Raw genomic sequence first — 16,183 nt, 5'->3', positions numbered from 1 at the left:
GCAACACGGCTCGCCGAACAAATCGCCGAACAAATCGCAATACGCTTGAACGCTTGATAAAAACGACCGCATTCCCGCAATCCTTCTGATAACGGAGAAACGCATGACCACGCGCGCAGGATGGATCTCTCGCCTCACGGTTTCAACGCTTGTATCGCTCGCGGCCTTTGGCGCGAGCGCCCAGCAGACCATCAAGATCGGTGAAATCAACAGCTACAAGGCGCAGCCTGCCTTTCTCGGGCCTTACAAGAACGGCTGGAATCTTGCACTAGATCAGGTGAATGCGGCGGGCGGCGTGCTTGGCAAACAGCTCGAAGTGGTGTCGCGCGACGACAACGGCAATCCGGGCGACACGATCCGTGTTGCGCAGGAGTTGATTGCGCGTGAGCAGGTGCAATTGCTGTTTGGCGGTTTCCTGTCGAACACGGGTCTTGCGCTGACCGACTTCGCGAAGCAGAAGAAGATTTTCTTCCTCGCGGCCGAGCCGTTGACCGACAAGATCGTTTGGGCCGACGGCAACAAATACACCTACCGTCTGCGTCCTTCGACGTACATGCAGGTCGCGATGCTGGTGCCCGAGGCGGTGAAGCTGAAGAAGAAGCGCTGGGCGCTCGTGTATCCGAACTATGAGTACGGGCAATCGGCGGTGGCGACATTCAAGAAGCTGATGACGGCGGCGCAACCGGACGTGGAGTTTGTCGCCGAGCAGGCGACGCCGCTGGGGAATGTCGACGCGGGCGCAGTCACGCAGGCGATTGCCGATGCGAAGCCGGATGCGATTTTCAACGTGCTGTTCGGCGCCGATCTCGGCAAGTTTGTGCGTGAGGGCAATACACGCGGTTTGTTCAAGGACCGCAGTGTGGTGTCGTTGCTGACGGGCGAACCGGACTACCTCGATCCGTTGGGGGCGGAGGCGCCGACTGGCTGGGTCGTGACGGGTTATCCGTGGTATTCGATCGATACGGCGGCGAACAGGAAGTTTGTGGATGCGTATCAGGCGAAGTACCACGATTATCCGCGGCTTGGGTCGGTGGTGGGGTATTCGGCGCTGATGTCGATTGCGGCGGGGATCAGGAAGGCTGGGTCTACCGATCCGGATAAGCTCGCTGCCGCGTTCAAGGGGTTAGGGGTGGATACGCCCTTCGGGCCGATTACTTATCGGGCTCAGGACAATCAGTCGACGATGGGGGCGTTTGTCGGTGTTACCGGGGTTAAGGATGGGAAGGGGGTGATGACTTCTTATCGGTATGTTGATGGGGCTAGTGTGCAGCCTTCCGATTCGGAGGTTAGGAAGTTGAGGGCGGGTGAGTGAGGGGTGTTTTTTTTGCCTGCGTGGCGCTTTGGTTGTGTGCCTGCGGTGTTGGCCTTTGCTTGCTTTGTTAGTGGTTTATTAGTGTTGCCCCTGTGCGGGGCGGCACCTACTTTTCTTTGCCTGCCGCAAAGCAAAGTAGGCAAAAGAAAGCGGCTCACACCGCTAGCTCTTAAGTGGGTCCCCCGCACAGCCGCGGTAGTGGTGCATCTGGAATCTGTGTTCCCGCACATTCAACCTTAGTGACAAGGCTGTCTTACTTCCGGCGGCGCTGCGCGCGCCGACGCGGTACTTCATCGAACGTGGTGCATCTGGAATCAGTGTTCTCGTGCATTCGGCGCTAGTGACATGGGTGTCATTCTTCCGGCGCTGCGCGCGCCGACGCGGTACTTTATTGACCGTGCGCTGTTGTCAATCTTCGGTGGTGTCCTGTCGTGTCGTGGGCTGTTGTCGGTGCTTAGCGGGCATTCGGGAGGTTACCGTCTGTTGCGGTGTTCATTGCTGTTTTCGCTCGTTCTTGCCTGCCTTGGAGTCGGCGGGCGGATTCAGTTCCGTGGAGATGGACCGCGTAGGTGTCCCATGGCAACTTGATGTTTTCTCCTGATCTGGCGGCAGCCTGAATCATCACCCGTCCCACTTCGCCCCGATGATAACCGCCGTGAGTGACGACATGGGTCAGCATCTCTTCACGCGTCATGTACCCGTTGTCACCGTCGGTAAATGCGAAGGGAACCGATTGGGACAACGTAGTTGATGTAACCGCTTTCACGTAGTCGAGATACCAGCGGTCGACAGCCACCAGTTCAGAGCGCAGATCCTCCAGCTCGGGCGTGTCAGGCGTATTGTCGGCAGAGAAACCGTGACGCTCGCCAACAAGATGAGCCGCGAAGATCTTGTTCACCACGAGGCAATGGTTCATCAGTCGAAGAGCAATACGTCGCTCCTCGGCATGATGTTCAGCGCCCAACCCCTTCATTGCTTCCAGGGTTTCCTCATTCGCCCACGCCTGGTAGCGAAACATCCGGAACAGTAATTCGTTTGCACCCATAGCGGCAATCTTCCCATTTCAACTAACAAGTGAGCGTCATCAGTATTATTTTCGGATGAGCACCCTACGTCCACTCGCATTTCAGATCGCCCGTCAGCGACGCGGAAAACCCCGCGCCAACGCATTCGAGGGGTGACATCGAAGCGGTCGCCACGACCGGCGCTCACGTTCTGGAAACTCGAAGTTGGTCGCGATTCGCGACCAACGAGGCGCGACAATCAACTCACGACCCGACGTCATAAGAGAACCACACGCGTTTCAGCGCCCCTTCCGGCAAGCACGCAGTGCGAGACGGAAAGTATGAGCGCCTTGTCACCTGCGCGGAGTGTGCGGGAGCACGGATTCCAGATGCACCACTACCGTGGCTGCGCGGGGGACCCGCTTATGAGCTAGCGGTGTGAGCCGCTTTCTTTTGCCTACTTTGCTTTGCGGCAGGCAAAGAAAAGTAGGTGCCGCCCCGCACAGGGGCAACGCTAATAGACCACAAACAAATCAAGGAAAGGCCAACACCGTAGGCATACAGACAAAATACACCATTAACAAATCAAGCAAAGGTCAAAGCCGTAGGCACACAAACACCAAGCGCCGAGCAGGCCCAACCCTCATTCCTCCGCATCATGCTCAATCACAAACCGCCTCAAATAAGCCAGCACGGCGGCCTCCACCCCTCGATGGTCCGCAGTACTCTTCGACCCGGCATTTTCCTCGTCGCCAAACAGCGCGGACGGCGCGTTATGCACATCCACTTCCTGGCCTTCGCGAAACACGCGAATCTCGTGAACGTCTTCAGCATACTCGGCAACCCAATGCACGCCTTCGATATGCGCGCCTGCGCGAACGGTAGGTATCTTCATGGACGTCTCCCGTTGGGCCGGACCATGACGCCAGCCCTTGCCACCACCATACGCCGTCCAGACGGCACGCGCGAGCGTTAGCGGGCAATTTCCCGAGCTTTCGCTGCACCGCAACGAGCCTCTCCGAAGCTCGACCATGCCACCGGCAAGGCCAGCCCAAATGCTCGCCGCATCGCATAAAAAAGCGCCAAATCTCCAGCAGACAAGCCTTCAGGCCGCATGGCCCCGCACGGCAAACAGCCCCGGCACACGCGTTGCTCAGTGCACAGGGCCAACAGCTAACTGGAGAACCGTCATGCCCGAACACAAAACCATCAAGCGTGCCCAAGCCGATAAGCGTGCCGGCAAGGCAGCCAGTACTCAGGCCGGGGAATTCGTCAAGGAACAGGTCGATAAGGTGCGCGCCGGCAAGCACGGCGTGAGGTCGGCCAAACAGGCGATTGCAATCGGCCTGTCGGAAGCACGTCGCTCAGGCGTTGCCGTGAAGTCGCCGAAGAAGGGCGCCGTCAGTGAGACGACCCGCAAGAAAGCGGCGAAGGATAACGCCGCAGGCCAGCACAAGAGCACGGCGAAGAAGGGAGCAGGCAGCGAGTCGGCAGCGAAGCGTTCGCGCGCCGCATCCAGTGCATTGAAGCGTGAAAGTACTGCTGGTGTCTCCCGCACGGCTTTGTCGAAGCAGACCAGGGCGGCAGCGGCCAGGCGCCCGGCGGCCAGCCGTTCCGCGGCGGCGAAGAAGGCCGCGGCGACCAAGGGTGCCTCGGGCCGCTCGGCGGCAGCGAAGAAGGCTGCGCACACACGGGCTACCCGTGCGCACCATTGACGGTAGTACTGGGGAGGGGTGCAGCGCGGCATCGAGTCTTGCCGCAGGTTTTCGAAGCGCCGCACGCGAAAGGACTCAGTCGAGCCGGCAGCGATGCAGCGCGCGCACCCCACGCGCGCCGCATCTTCCCACGAGTCTTACTTACTGCACGGTTGCCAGCACGTCGCCCACAGTCTTGAAGATGTGCGCGATCTGCTCTTCGTCGATGATGAGCGGCGGCGAGAATGCGAGGATATCGCCGGTAAAGCGCACCAGCACGCCCGCCTCGAAGCACTTCACGAACGCTTCGTAAGCACGCGCGCCCGGCGCGCCGTCGCGCGGCTCGAGTTCGACGCCCGCGATCATGCCGAGGTTGCGCACGTCCTTCACATGCTTCGCACCGCGCAGCGAGTGAGCGGCGGCTTCGAACTTCGGCGCCATGGTTGCCGCGCGCTCGAACAGTCCTTCGCGGCGATACAGGTCGAGCGTCGCGACCGCGGCGGCCGCCGCAGCCGGGTGGGCCGAGTACGTGTAGCCGTGGAACAGCTCGATGGCGCCCTGGGCGCCGCCGTTGACGATCGTGTCGTGGATCGTGCGGCTCGCGGCCACCGCGCCCATCGGGATCGCGGCGTTGTTGATCGCCTTGGCCATCGTGATCAGGTCCGGCGTCACGCCGAAGTATTCGCTCGCCGTCGCCTTGCCGATGCGGCCGAAAGCGGTAATCACTTCGTCGAAAATCAGCAGGATGCCGTGCTTCGTGCAGATCTCGCGCAGCTTCTGCAGATAGCCTTGCGGCGGAATCAGCACGCCCGTCGAGCCGGCCACCGGTTCAACGATCACAGCGGCGATCGTCGAGGCATCGTGCAGCGTGACAATGCGTTCGAGTTCCTCGGCGAGATGGGCGCCCCAGCCAGGTTGGCCTTTCGAAAACGCGTTGTGTTCAAGATTATGCGTATGCGGCAGGTGATCGACCGCCGGCAGCAGCGCGCCGGAGAACGTCTTGCGATTCGGTGCAATGCCGCCGACCGAAATACCGCCGAAGCCCACGCCGTGATAGCCGCGCTCGCGGCCGATCAGGCGGGTGCGCTGGCCTTCGCCGCGCGAACGGTGGTACGCCAGCGCGATTTTCAGCGCGGTGTCGACCGATTCCGAGCCGGAGTTCGTGAAGAAGATGCGGTCGAGGCCGTCCGGCATCAGTTCGGCGACTTTTTTGGCCGCTTCGAATGCCAACGGGTGGCCCATCTGGAAGGTCGGCGCGAAATCGAGCGTCGACAGTTGCTGGGTGATCGCCGCAACGATTTCGTCGCGGCCGTGGCCGGCGTTCACGCACCAGAGACCGGCGCAGCCGTCGAGCACTTCACGCCCGTCCGTGGTGCGGTAGTACATCCCCTTGGCCGATTCCAGCAGGCGCGGCGCAGCCTTGAACTGGCGGTTGGCGGTAAAGGGCATCCAGAAAGACGACAGATCGTCGATGACGGGGCGCGAAGTCATGGTTTTTTCCTCGAAGTGGTCCCCCAAGGACTTCCTTCGGGGCATAGCCAAAACTGTAGCGTTCGCGGTTTAATGGCGGCATAAACAGTTGACGCAGTGTGGCGCTAACTGTGTTGGTGGAAATACGATAACTGTGTCGCCTCCTCACTCCCGATCATGATCGAACTACAACTTGAGCGCGACCGGCGCGCCGCGCCCACGCTCGTCGAGCAGGTGGTGCAGGGCTTCGCGAGCGCGATCGAGGCGCAGTCGCTGCGCGCCGGCGCGCTGTTGCCCTCGGTGCGGCAGTTGGCGCAAAGCCACGAACTGAGCACCTTCACGGTCACCGAGGCCTACAACCGTCTTGTCTCGATGGGCCTCGTGGTGGCGCGGCGTGGCTCCGGTTATCGCGTGGCGGCGCGCGCGCAGTCCGCACGGGTCGCCCCAACCGACTGGCAACCGCCGAGTCTGACGGCGACCTGGCTGCTGTCCGACGTGTTTGCCGACCATTCGGTGCCGATCAAGGCGGGCGGCGGCTGGCTGCCGAACGAGTGGATCAACGAGACGGGTTTGCAGCACGCGCTGCGGGCCATGAGCCGGGTGCCGGCGGCGCGTCTCGGCGACTACGGGCATCCGTACGGCTTCGCGCCGTTGCGCGAACGGATCGCCGAGCAGCTCGACCGGCGCGGTTTGCCGGTGGACGTCTCCAACGTGCTGCTCACGCAGGGCGCGACGCAAGGGCTGGACCTGATCGTCCGCACATTGCTGCGCGCGGGTGACGCCGTGATCGTCGAAGATCCGGGTTATTGCAATCTGCTGCAGATTCTCAAGCTCGCGGGGCTGGTGGTGCATGGCGTGCCGCGCACGCCGGCGGGTGTCGATACCGACGTGCTCGAAGCGCTGGTCGCGCAACACAAACCGAAAGCGATTTTCGTCAACACCACGCTGCAGAATCCGACCGGCGTGACTTTCGGCATGTCGGCGGCATTCCGTTTGCTGCAGATCGCCGAGCGTCAGCGCATGTGGGTGATCGAAGATGACGTCAGCCGCGAACTGGCGCCGCCCGGCGCGCCGTTGTTCGCCGCGATGGAAGGCTTGCAGCGCGTGCTCTACGTGGGCGGGTTTTCGAAAACGGTGACGCCGGGGCTGCGCTGCGGCTATGTGGTGGCCGAGCGGGCGGTCCTGCGTGAGCTGGCGCGCACGAAAATGGCGGTGGGACTGACCTCGTCGGAAGCGATCGAGCGGATCGTCGACAAGGTGTTGCTTGAAGGGCGCTATGCGCGTCACGTCGAAGCCGTCAACGAGCGGCTCAAGCTCGCGCATGCGAGCGTCGAAGAGCGGCTCGATTCGCTCGGCCTCGAACTGTTTCATCGGCCGCGAGCCGGCCTGTTTCTATGGGCGCGGCTGCCGATCGAAGCGGAGCGCGCGGGTGAAGTGGCGACCGCCGCGCTCACGCATGGCATCTGGCTGGCGCCCGGCTCCTACTTCCGTCCCGATGACGCCCCGAGCGCGTGGTTCCGTTTCAACGCGCCGTACTCGACCGACGACGCGTTATGGCGGTTCATCGAACGAATCGGGCGGGGCGAAATCTAGCTAGCCGTGCCCGCTTTCAGGCGGACAGACCGAGCAGCTTCAGCGCGATTGGATACAGCGAGAGCACCAGCAGCAGCGCCATCGCCACATTGAAAATGCGCAGGCGCTTCGGGTCCGACAGCACACGCCGCATTGCGGTGCCGAAGCCGGCCCACAGGCAGATGCAGGGAAAGCCGATCACGTAAAAGATCGCCGCCATTGCGATGGCGTTCATGCTGGTGCTCTGGCTCAGGTGAATCGTCGTGGCGGCGGTCAGCACCATCATCCACGCCTTGGGATTGACCCACTGGAACGCGATGGCTTCATGGAACTTCATGGGGCGGTGATCGCCTTTCTTGACCTTCAGTTCGCCCGAGGTGCCGATTTTCCACGCGAGATACAGCAGATACGCGACGCTCGCCACTTCGAGCACCGTGTACAGGACCGGGAAGTGTACGAAAGCTTCGCCCAGACCAATCCCCACCGAGAGCATCAACAGGACGACCCCGGCACTGATGCCGGAGAGATGCGGTAGCGTGCGGCGAAAGCCGAAGTTGACGCCCGAGGCCAGCAGCATGGTGTTGTTCGGACCGGGGGTGATCGTGGTGACGAGCGCGAACAGAATGCCGGCGGGCAGCGCGCTGAGGCTGAGGTAAGACATCATGGATGGCTCCGGTGGCGTTCAGTAAAACCTTTGGAGCATTCTAGCGAAGCATGCCGGTACAGTACCTGTACGCTTTGCGGGATGGTATCCGGTACAGGCGGGGCATGGGGTGGGGCTGGGGTGGACTTGGATGGCGGCACGAAAACGACAGCGCGCTCCATTTTTCCCGGCCATTGCCGTTAACCCGGTCATCGGCTTTTTACGGCACTCGGGCAATCCTTTGCCGCCGGATCCGCTACCGCCGTTCGTTCCCATTGCTATGACCGCGGGGCGGCGAGGTTCGGACCGAGTGCACCCACAAGAACATTACCGTGTCTGTTTCTCTGTCCACAGGAAAGCTGGCTGTTCTCGCAGGCCGCCATCCTTTGATCGTCGGTGCGCTAGGCACCCTCATGTCGCTGGTCGTGATGGCCATCAGCCTGGTCACGCTGATGGCGGCGCGCGACGGTGCGATCGCCCATGCTCATGAAACGTCCAGAAACGTCACCGCCGTTCTGGTCAGCAACATCGCCCGGACCGTCGATACGTCCAACAATGCCCTGCTCGGTTTGATTTCTGCTCTGGACAAGCCCGCGATCCAGAACATGGATCCCGACTTGCGGCACGAATTGCTGTTTGACCGCACCGCGGCCGAATACGTGATCGGCGTGGGGCTGACCGACGATCGCGGACGTCTGCTGGATGGTTGCTGTTCCAATGCGCTCCACTCGGATTTCAGCGATCGGGACTATTTCAAGGTGCATCGCGAGTCGCCGGATGTTGGACTCTACGTGTCACACATCTATCAGGCTCGAACGCTATCCGGCTCAGAGACAATTGCGGTGAGCAGACGGATAAACCGGCCGGATGGATCGTTCGGCGGAATCGTGGTCGTCGCTATCGATGCCAGCTATTTCAAGCGGCTTCTTTCGAATCTGGACGTGGGGCCGCGCGGTATCACAGCGATTGTCCGTACCGATGGCACGCTGGTGGCCAGAAATCCTCCCTTCAGCCCCTCCCGTCCGGTCAATTTCGGTGCGTCGCCGACCTTTCCGCGCATGGTCAATCGTGATTCCGGTTTCTATGCCGCGCCCTCGACCGCCGACGGGATCATTCGTCTGTATACGTTCCAGCGCGTTCCCGGCACGCCGCTCATTGCCGTCGTTGCGCCGGCCCAAGGCGATGTGCTGGCCTCATGGAGGCGCTTGTCATGGATCGTCGGAATCGCCGCATCGTCGGTCAGCCTCGCGTTCTGCGCGGTGGTCTGGCTGCTTGCTTTTGCGCTACGGGACTATGCAAAAGCGCAGGTGCTGCTGATGGAAATGACGCAAATCGACTCGCTGACGGGGCTCAAGAATCGCCGCGCGCTCGACGAGGTCCTCGATAACGAGTGGGGAAGACTGCAACGTAACGATGGCTGCCTGTCGGTGCTGTTCGTCGATGCGGATAACTTCAAGCAGTACAACGACCGGCATGGCCATGCTCAGGGCGATGTCGCATTGAAACATCTGGCGGCATGCATCGACCGGCACACGCGCCGCCGTGGCGATCTCGCGGCGCGATACGGCGGCGAGGAATTCGTCGTCGTGTTGCCCGACACGGACGAACGAGGCGCCGCCCAGATTGCTGAAGCCATCCGTTATGAAGTGGAACATGGGCCACCGATCGAGCCCTCGGCGGCAGTGCCACCCTTCACCGTGAGCATTGGCTGCGCCACCGGCCGGCGCTCACATCCCGCCTCACTGGATGAATTGACGAATGCCGCGGATCAGGCGTTATACGCGGCCAAACATAGTGGAAGAAACTGCGTGGTCGGCGCAGACGATACGGTTGCATCGGCTTAGCCGCAGAGTTGATTGCGTGCCTCGATGACGGCGGCGCGTCACTAGGACCGTCTCACCGGTAGGTCCACCACCGATGCGCAATGAAGGTAACCGGCGGCACCACACAGACCACCATGGCGATGCCCAATCCGGGGCCGCCGCCAGCGACTGCCGTGGCATGAGCGACGAGCGCGGTCAGTGTGAGGCCGCCCAGAGAAACCATCGCGAAGCGCCAGATATTCGCGAGTGCGGGAAAAGACGAAAAACTCCAGAAGGTGTTCAGGAGATAGGAACTTCCCGTCGAACACGCAAAGGCGAGCGCGTTTGCAAGCGCGGGTTCGGTACCGGCGCGCACGATCAGCGTCATGGCGACAATCACGTGCAGGCCGGTTGCAAAGAGGCCGGACACGCCAAATCGCAGTACCTTGATCCGCTCGGCCCTATTCACCGCTGTTCTCCCGCGGTTTGCGCAGGATCGCGAGCAACGACACCCCGTAGGGCAGCGCACCACGTGCAAGCCAATGACGTTCGGCGCTAAACAGACGATAGAGCAGGGCGTTGAGCGGTTGGACCGGAACTGCGTCGCCGGTTGATCTGCGGCGCCCGAGAAGGCGGTCGAACCATCGTGCGGCCACGGCGAGGGGGAACAGCAGCGAGTTGAAATACGTCACGCGCTCGACTTCGTAACCTGCCGCGCGGATGCATTGCGTGAGCGAAGCGCGGCTGTAGCGCCGGTAATGCCGTAGATACACATCGTGAGCACTCCACAGAAACTGGCAGGCCGGCACCGTTACGACGATCACGCCACCTGGCGCCAGCAACGATTGCATGCGCGCGAGCGAGCCGACGTCGTCGGCGATATGTTCGAGACAATCGAAGAAGCAGATCAGGTGGAAGCGTTCGCTGGATTCAACGCCGAACGGAACCTCTTCCGGACAGCGCCCGGCACGAATGTCGAAGCGTCCGCCGGTTTTTTGCGAGCATAGCGCGCGCGCCGTGCCGTCCATCTCGAGGCCGCTCACCGTGCCGAATTCGGCCAGCATGTCGAGGTTGCCACCCGTGCCGGAACCCACTTCGAGCACGCGCGCTCCGGGCGGCAGCGCCAGATGGCGCAGCACGGTTTGCAATACGTCGCGCCGGCCACGGAACCACCAGTGTTCCGCTTCGGTTTCGGCCATTTCCAGATACGCATCAGGGGACATCATGGGCTCCTTGCGCTGCGAGGCGATTCGTTGACCGGTTGCTAGCCTGTTTGCTGATCGAAACGGTTCGTGACGACTCGCGCGACCGGCGCCACGCGCCTGCGGACGACGTCGGGACGCGGCGCATGGATGGTGCGTGTCTGTGGGCGGTCGCGATGCAGCACACTGACCTTGGTCTTCTCCTGATAGCGGCGTCGCACGAGATAGATCGGGCGCTTTTTCGACTCGTAATAGATGCGGCCGACGTATTCGCCTACTACACCGATACCGATCAGTTCGATCCCGCCCATGAACAGCATCAGCGAGATCGTGGACGCGTAGCCGGGGACCGGATTGCCCGACCACAGCGTGCGCGCAACGATAAAACCACCGTAGAAAAATGCCAGCGTGGCGATCGACAGACCGATATAGGTCCAGCTTCGCAACGGCACGGTGCTGAAACTCGTGATGCCTTCGAGCGCGAAATTCCACAGTTTCCATCCGGAGAATTTCGAGTGCCCCGCGCTGCGCGCCTCGCGTTCGTATTCGACGATGACGGTTCGGTAGCCAACCCATGCAAACAGGCCTTTCATGAAGCGCCGGCGTTCCGGCAGGCTGCGCAGCGCATTGACGACCTGGCGGTCGATCAGGCGAAAGTCGCCGACGTTCTCGGGCAGCTTGACCTCGGAGAGCGCGTTGTGCACGCGGTAATAGAGCGCCGCCGCAGTGCGTTTGGCGAAGGTGTCGCAGGCCCGGTTGGTTCGTTTGGCGGCCACGACCTCGGCTCCCGCGCGCCAGTGTTCCACCATCACGGGGATCAGGCCCGGCGGGTCCTGGAGGTCCGCATCGATCGGGATGACGGCGTCGCCGACCGCTTCGTCGATGCCGGCCGTTAAAGCCGCTTCCTTGCCGAAATTGCGTGTCAGGTCGATAACCCGGATGCGTTTGTCGTGGAGGCCGGCGGCGACCAGCTTGTCGAGCGTTCCGTCGCTACTGCCGTCGTTGACGCAGACGATTTCGAAGCGCGTGCCTTCGATCGATTCGAGTATCGGCACGACGGCGGCGAAGAAGTGGTCGATGGCCTGATGTTCGTTGTAGAACGGCACGACAAGCGAGATCAATGGTTTGCTGGCAGGAGTGGACATGGTATTTCCCCGTTTTTTTCCCGTTCATACGGTGTATTGGGTGCAACGTGTTGGCATCGCACGGTTGCGTTCGAGTGCAATGCGCCGCACCAGCATGCCGAGCGTGGTCAATGTGAGGAGCGGTAGAAACTGGAACGGCAGGCGGCTGATAATCAGCATGCCCGCCAACGGCGCGAGCCACAAAGCGACCAGCCATTCGCGTTCCCCGCGTCGCCATCCGTGGTCGATGGCGTCGCGGCAATACCAGGCGATGAGCACGCCGTACCAGGCGAGGTCGTAGTCGTACAGGTATGGACTGACGAGCAGGCTGGCGCAGACCAGCGTGGCGGCACGCAGCGCATACGCGCATTGCCGATGCCACGCATACCAGACAGCAGCAACCGCCAGCGCGGCACTCATTGCCTGAGCCGCGTAGGCAAGCGCCGAAGGGGCATGCGCGAGCTTCGCGAGGGCGAAGGCCGTTGGCACGCGCGCCATGGCGGCGCGTCCCGATTCGACAAAACCCGCCGCCATGCTTGCGTTGTGCAGGAAAGCGGCGAATGTACCTGGGCCGAACAACACGGCCGCCAGCGCGAGTGTCGACCCGGCGGTCAGCGTGAACGCCAGCAAGGCGCGCCATGAACGGGCGCAGAGCAAAGCGAAGGGAAATAGCAGAACCAGATGAGGTTTCATGCATAGCAATCCGAAGCATATTCCCGCGACCAGCGGCCGGCGCCTCAACGCAAGCAGTCCAGACGCGGCTAGCGCCGCCGTGAGCATGCCGTTTTGTCCCATCACCGCAACGAGCGCGACACCGGGGAAGGCCAGCGTGACGAGGACAGTCTGCCGGCGCGGCACGATCGAGTGGATCGTTCTGGCGAACAGCGCGAACGTGCCGGCAATGAAAGCCACAGCGGCTGCCTGAAACGGCAGCAGGGCTAGCGGCGACATGATCAGCAGCGAATTGGGGGGATACAGCCAGGGCAGAATGCTGCCCATCGTGCGGAAATAGGGCGCGGCGTTCATCTCGACATCGGTCAGCGCCTTGAGGTTGTAGGCGTCGACAGCGTGGCCGTGCTGCGCGAGGAACGATGCGCTCCAGAACGGCAGGAAGTCCATTGCCAGAGGCGGAAAATCGGCGCGTTGCTGCCACATCACGCGGTATAGGTAGACCACGAGGAAAACGGCATAGCAGGCGAGGGCGGCTATCGAATAGAGCGACAGGCGCTGACTGTCGAGCCAGTGTGTGCCACCCGCGGAGTTTTTGCGCGCCGATCCGGCCGGTTCTGCCGGGCTATGTAGCGGCAACGTGTTCGACGACTGCGGGTTCATGACGTCACCTCCTCGGCGATCCGCGCGCGGCGCAGGATCAGCAACAGCATCAGCAACAGGACGACGGGTCCGATCTGCGGCAATCCGGCCAGACGGTTGAAGAATTCGTACACCGGCAGTAACCAGGCGAGCACCAGCACGGCCTGTTCACCGCGTCGCCATCCCTGTTCGAATCCGATTGCGGTGAGACAGGCGATAGCGATGCCGAGCCATGCCAGTTCGTAGTGCCACACGTAGGGGTTCGCGAGCAGGGTGGCAACGGCCAGAGTCGCGCCGCGCAGACGGGTGTCGGCAGTGGTCTTCCAGATGTGACAGGCTGCCGCCACGGCGATCAGTGCCACGCCTGCTTCCGCTGCGTAGGCGGCGGCGAGCGGCGCACCGCCCTCACGCAGAACGGCAAACGTGGTAGGTGAAGATAGCCAGTAACGACGGGCATGTTCGAGTATGAGATCGCGGGCGAGCGCGGTGCCGAGCATGAACAGATGCAGTGACTGCACCCCGCAGATCACGACGCTTAGCGCGCCGAACAACGACGCGCAGAGCGCGGCAACGCCAAGGGCTCGCCATGCGTGCGCCGCGATCAACACGAACGGCAACAGCACGGCCATTTGCGGCTTGATGGCCAGCAACCCGATACACAGTCCGGCGCGAGCCGGATGCCGGGCGAGCCAGTGGACGGCGAGCGCCGCAAGCGCGGCGGTCAGCAGCGAGTTTTGTCCAAAGACGGCCGCTACGAAAACGCAGGGACAGGCTACAACAATCAATCTGGCAAGACGTGAACCGCCCATGCTGGAAGCGAACCGGGACAGCTTGAGTGTGGCGAGGATGAACAGCAGCGTGCTGAGCCCGACAAACAGGAAATAGGCAATGACAGGCGGCACCAGGGCGAGTGGTTTGATGAACACCAGGAAGGTTGGCGGGTACAGCCAGGGGAGAAAACTGCCGCGAGGAAGCTGGAACAGCGACGCCTCGATGCTCTGGAAGTAAGCGTAGTCGTAAACCTGCCACGCCGGGCCGTGCAGCATCGCATACGAAGCGGACCAGAAAACCGAAAAGTCGATACCTGGCCTCGTGAAATCTCCGGCGGTGAACCCGTTGCTCGCCCATGCCCAGATCACCAGAAATGCCACATACAGCACCAGCATCGCGGCGCTATACGCGAGTACGCGTTCGGGTGTGAGCAAACTGTGAACAGGTCGATCGCTGCCGCGAGCGCCGGGCTGTGAAACGTACATGATCCCCGCCTTCTGTGTGGTCCGGATCGGATTGCGTGGCGCATCCGGTCATTCAGATTGTTTATTCCGATTCCTAAGCGTTGGTCTGGAAGTTCGCTTAAGGAGTCTCGTTCATGCGTTCTCTGTTCACTCATTGTTGGAAGAAAATTAATCGACTTGCAAGGGGGCGTTTTCCATCGAGAGGGGCAAGAGCGGTCAAAGCCCCTTCATGGCGGCGAAATTGGACACGCTTATGTGCGCAAGCGCGCTTACCGGTCTCACCGCTGCGACACTTTGTACAAATGCCCTTCGCGAGGCATGCCCGTTTTCGCGGAAATTGAGGCCTGCGCTGAATCAGGGTATGTCCTGAGCAAATTCCTCAAAGCCACGGCCAGTACGGGTCTTCGACGATTCCGCCTTTTTTCGGCGAGGCTGAAAAACGTCGCGGACGCGAGACATTTCGTGCGCGAGTGTTAAATCCGCGCCGTAAGCCATTAGCCTGGGAGCCTTGTATTTCCTGACTTTCCGTGTTGCTGGCCCCACCTTTGCTATGGACTGGGGGCGCAAGTCGAGGACGTGACGGCCGGACGATACGAAGCTGCAGCCGGACCGGAAAAGAATCGCCACGCTGGCAACCCTCGAGGTTGTATTGCCGGGTTCGAAGCTGCAGACCGTCAAACGTCTGCGCGAACGAAGGCAGGACGCCGATGGTTGCCGACTGATCGCCAGTTTTCTCGTAGTGCCGGCAGTACGTTCCCTCAAACCAATCGTGGTTAAGGGTTTTTATTTAGATATACGAAGGAGTCTGTCATGAAAAATTTCATCGCCCAGGCAGCACGTTTTGTTCGCGACGAAGACGGCGTATCGGCCATCGAATATGGCCTTCTCGCCGCGCTGATCGCTCTCGTCATCATCGGGACGGTAACCACGCTCGGCACGAACCTCAAAGCGGTTTTCAGCGACATCGCGGGATCGGTCTAGGGCGCCTGCCGGCGGACGAATGTGGAGGTGCTATTCGTCCGCCGATCCTCGGCCTGGTTTTGCGGTCAGGCGCGCGGGTCGCGCCGGGCCACCTGACCGGCCCCTTGTATTCGGTGCGTAGCGGATGTCGTCGCTGCTGCCATGGCGTGAAAAAGTAGTTCGACGGAGCGAGGCCTCTCATGACACTGCCACCCCTGCCGCCACAACCCGTGCCGCTATGCGTGATCGTGCTGGTCATTGTGGCGGCCAGCACGGATATTGCCGCGCGCCGGATACCGAATCGTGTCATTGCGATCGGCCTCGCCGCAGCGCTCTGCGTGCAAGTTGCGTTGCACGGACCGTCGAGCGGTGGGCTTGAGTGGCTGTTGGGCGCCGCGTGTGGTTTCGCGCTGCTGTTGCCGTTCTATCTGCTGCGCGGCATGGCGGCAGGAGACGTCAAGCTGCTCTTGACGATCGGTGCATTCGTGGGCCCCGCAATGACGTTTCGTATTGCGCTCGCCACCTTTCTGATCGGCGGGGTGTGGTCGGTGGGACTGGCGGTGAGCCGCGGCCGTTTCCGGCAACTGATCGCCAACCTGCGGCAGATCGTGGGTTCGTGGCGTTCGGCGCCGCGACAGGTTGTGGCGAACGGCCACGCGTTACCTGAGTCGGTGGGAGCGATTCCTTACGGTGTCGCAATGGCGGCCGGCACGCTGGGCGTGCTGTTCGCGGCGACCCTCTAGCCGCGTGAGGAAGGCAGAGGACGTGAAGGTGGTTTGCGGCCAGCCGCCTTCACTTTGGGCAGCTGTATCGAACGCGGGCATCCGGTCAATCCGCAAGTGTTTATGAACCAT

15 protein-coding genes are annotated in these 16,183 nt (G+C 61.8%); 6 read left to right on the top strand and 9 right to left on the bottom strand.

Annotated elements, in window-relative coordinates; all coding sequences use genetic code 11:
* Positions 1 to 103: 103 nt before the first annotated feature.
* On the top strand, positions 104 to 1,312 hold the full coding sequence (locus tag PQR67_RS21820) for an ABC transporter substrate-binding protein (protein ID WP_408463825.1): 1,209 nt from the start codon (positions 104 to 106) through the stop codon (positions 1,310 to 1,312).
* Positions 1,313 to 1,766: 454 nt separating this feature from the next.
* Here the strand turns inward: PQR67_RS21820 and PQR67_RS21815 are convergent, their stop codons facing one another.
* Together PQR67_RS21815 and PQR67_RS21810 are read right to left on the bottom strand one after the other, a co-directional pair.
* Positions 1,767 to 2,357, bottom strand: coding sequence for a DinB family protein (locus PQR67_RS21815; protein ID WP_408463822.1), 591 nt, complete (start codon positions 2,355 to 2,357; stop codon positions 1,767 to 1,769).
* Positions 2,358 to 2,959: 602 nt separating this feature from the next.
* The gene (locus tag PQR67_RS21810) at positions 2,960 to 3,211 is read right to left on the bottom strand and encodes a hypothetical protein (protein ID WP_120342283.1); all 252 of its coding nucleotides are present in this window, start codon (positions 3,209 to 3,211) and stop codon (positions 2,960 to 2,962) included.
* A 295-nt stretch (positions 3,212 to 3,506) separates the two neighbouring features.
* Here PQR67_RS21810 and PQR67_RS21805 point away from each other — a divergent pair, with 295 nt between their 5' ends.
* Positions 3,507 to 4,031, top strand: coding sequence for a DUF6496 domain-containing protein (locus tag PQR67_RS21805; RefSeq protein WP_408463819.1), 525 nt, complete (start codon positions 3,507 to 3,509; stop codon positions 4,029 to 4,031).
* A gap of 141 nt (positions 4,032 to 4,172) precedes the next feature.
* Here the strand turns inward: PQR67_RS21805 and aptA are convergent, their stop codons facing one another.
* The gene (aptA, locus tag PQR67_RS21800; protein ID WP_408463816.1) at positions 4,173 to 5,501 is read right to left on the bottom strand and encodes an omega-aminotransferase AptA; all 1,329 of its coding nucleotides are present in this window, start codon (positions 5,499 to 5,501) and stop codon (positions 4,173 to 4,175) included.
* 156 nt (positions 5,502 to 5,657) lie between these two features.
* Between aptA and PQR67_RS21795 the strand changes: the two genes are divergently transcribed.
* A complete protein-coding gene (locus PQR67_RS21795; RefSeq protein WP_408463813.1) occupies positions 5,658 to 7,073 on the top strand; it encodes an aminotransferase-like domain-containing protein in 1,416 nt (471 codons plus the stop codon).
* Between the two features lie 16 nt (positions 7,074 to 7,089).
* Here PQR67_RS21795 and PQR67_RS21790 read toward each other — a convergent pair whose 3' ends face one another.
* Positions 7,090 to 7,713, bottom strand: a complete 624-nt coding sequence (locus PQR67_RS21790) for a LysE family translocator (RefSeq protein WP_120342748.1) — start codon at positions 7,711 to 7,713, stop codon at positions 7,090 to 7,092.
* Positions 7,714 to 8,108: 395 nt separating this feature from the next.
* Between PQR67_RS21790 and PQR67_RS21785 the strand changes: the two genes are divergently transcribed.
* Entirely contained in the window at positions 8,109 to 9,539 is a 1,431-nt protein-coding gene (locus tag PQR67_RS21785; RefSeq protein ID WP_408463810.1) for a GGDEF domain-containing protein, read from the top strand.
* A 52-nt stretch (positions 9,540 to 9,591) separates the two neighbouring features.
* Here the strand turns inward: PQR67_RS21785 and PQR67_RS21780 are convergent, their stop codons facing one another.
* From PQR67_RS21780 to PQR67_RS21760, 5 genes are read right to left on the bottom strand one after another with little or no spacing between them, the layout of a single operon-like run.
* Positions 9,592 to 9,966, bottom strand: a complete 375-nt coding sequence (locus PQR67_RS21780) for a GtrA family protein (RefSeq protein WP_408463807.1) — start codon at positions 9,964 to 9,966, stop codon at positions 9,592 to 9,594.
* Positions 9,959 to 10,720 (bottom strand): class I SAM-dependent methyltransferase, encoded by a 762-nt coding sequence (locus PQR67_RS21775; protein WP_408464000.1) that lies wholly within the window; start codon positions 10,718 to 10,720, stop codon positions 9,959 to 9,961. Before PQR67_RS21775 ends, PQR67_RS21780 begins: the two co-directional genes overlap by 8 nt.
* A gap of 41 nt (positions 10,721 to 10,761) precedes the next feature.
* The gene (locus tag PQR67_RS21770) at positions 10,762 to 11,844 is read right to left on the bottom strand and encodes a glycosyltransferase family 2 protein (protein WP_408463804.1); all 1,083 of its coding nucleotides are present in this window, start codon (positions 11,842 to 11,844) and stop codon (positions 10,762 to 10,764) included.
* 24 nt (positions 11,845 to 11,868) lie between these two features.
* Entirely contained in the window at positions 11,869 to 13,155 is a 1,287-nt protein-coding gene (locus PQR67_RS21765; protein ID WP_408463802.1) for a glycosyltransferase family 87 protein, read from the bottom strand.
* Positions 13,152 to 14,390 carry a glycosyltransferase family 87 protein gene (locus PQR67_RS21760; protein ID WP_408463800.1) on the bottom strand — a complete coding sequence of 413 codons (1,239 nt, stop codon included), beginning with the start codon at positions 14,388 to 14,390 and terminating at the stop codon, positions 13,152 to 13,154. Before PQR67_RS21760 ends, PQR67_RS21765 begins: the two co-directional genes overlap by 4 nt.
* A gap of 789 nt (positions 14,391 to 15,179) precedes the next feature.
* On the opposite strand from PQR67_RS21760, the gene PQR67_RS21755 reads away from it, so the two are divergent.
* Together PQR67_RS21755 and PQR67_RS21750 are read left to right on the top strand one after the other, a co-directional pair.
* On the top strand, positions 15,180 to 15,350 hold the full coding sequence (locus PQR67_RS21755) for a Flp family type IVb pilin (RefSeq protein ID WP_028198397.1): 171 nt from the start codon (positions 15,180 to 15,182) through the stop codon (positions 15,348 to 15,350).
* A 179-nt stretch (positions 15,351 to 15,529) separates the two neighbouring features.
* Positions 15,530 to 16,072 (top strand): A24 family peptidase, encoded by a 543-nt coding sequence (locus tag PQR67_RS21750; RefSeq protein WP_408463797.1) that lies wholly within the window; start codon positions 15,530 to 15,532, stop codon positions 16,070 to 16,072.
* Positions 16,073 to 16,183: the final 111 nt, after the last annotated feature.

It is taken from the genome of Paraburkholderia fungorum, assembly GCF_046026025.1.
Classification (GTDB): Bacteria; Pseudomonadota; Gammaproteobacteria; order Burkholderiales; family Burkholderiaceae; genus Paraburkholderia; species Paraburkholderia fungorum_E.
Note: the sequence above shows the minus strand (reverse complement) of the source record. Positions and strands in the feature narration are given on the sequence as shown.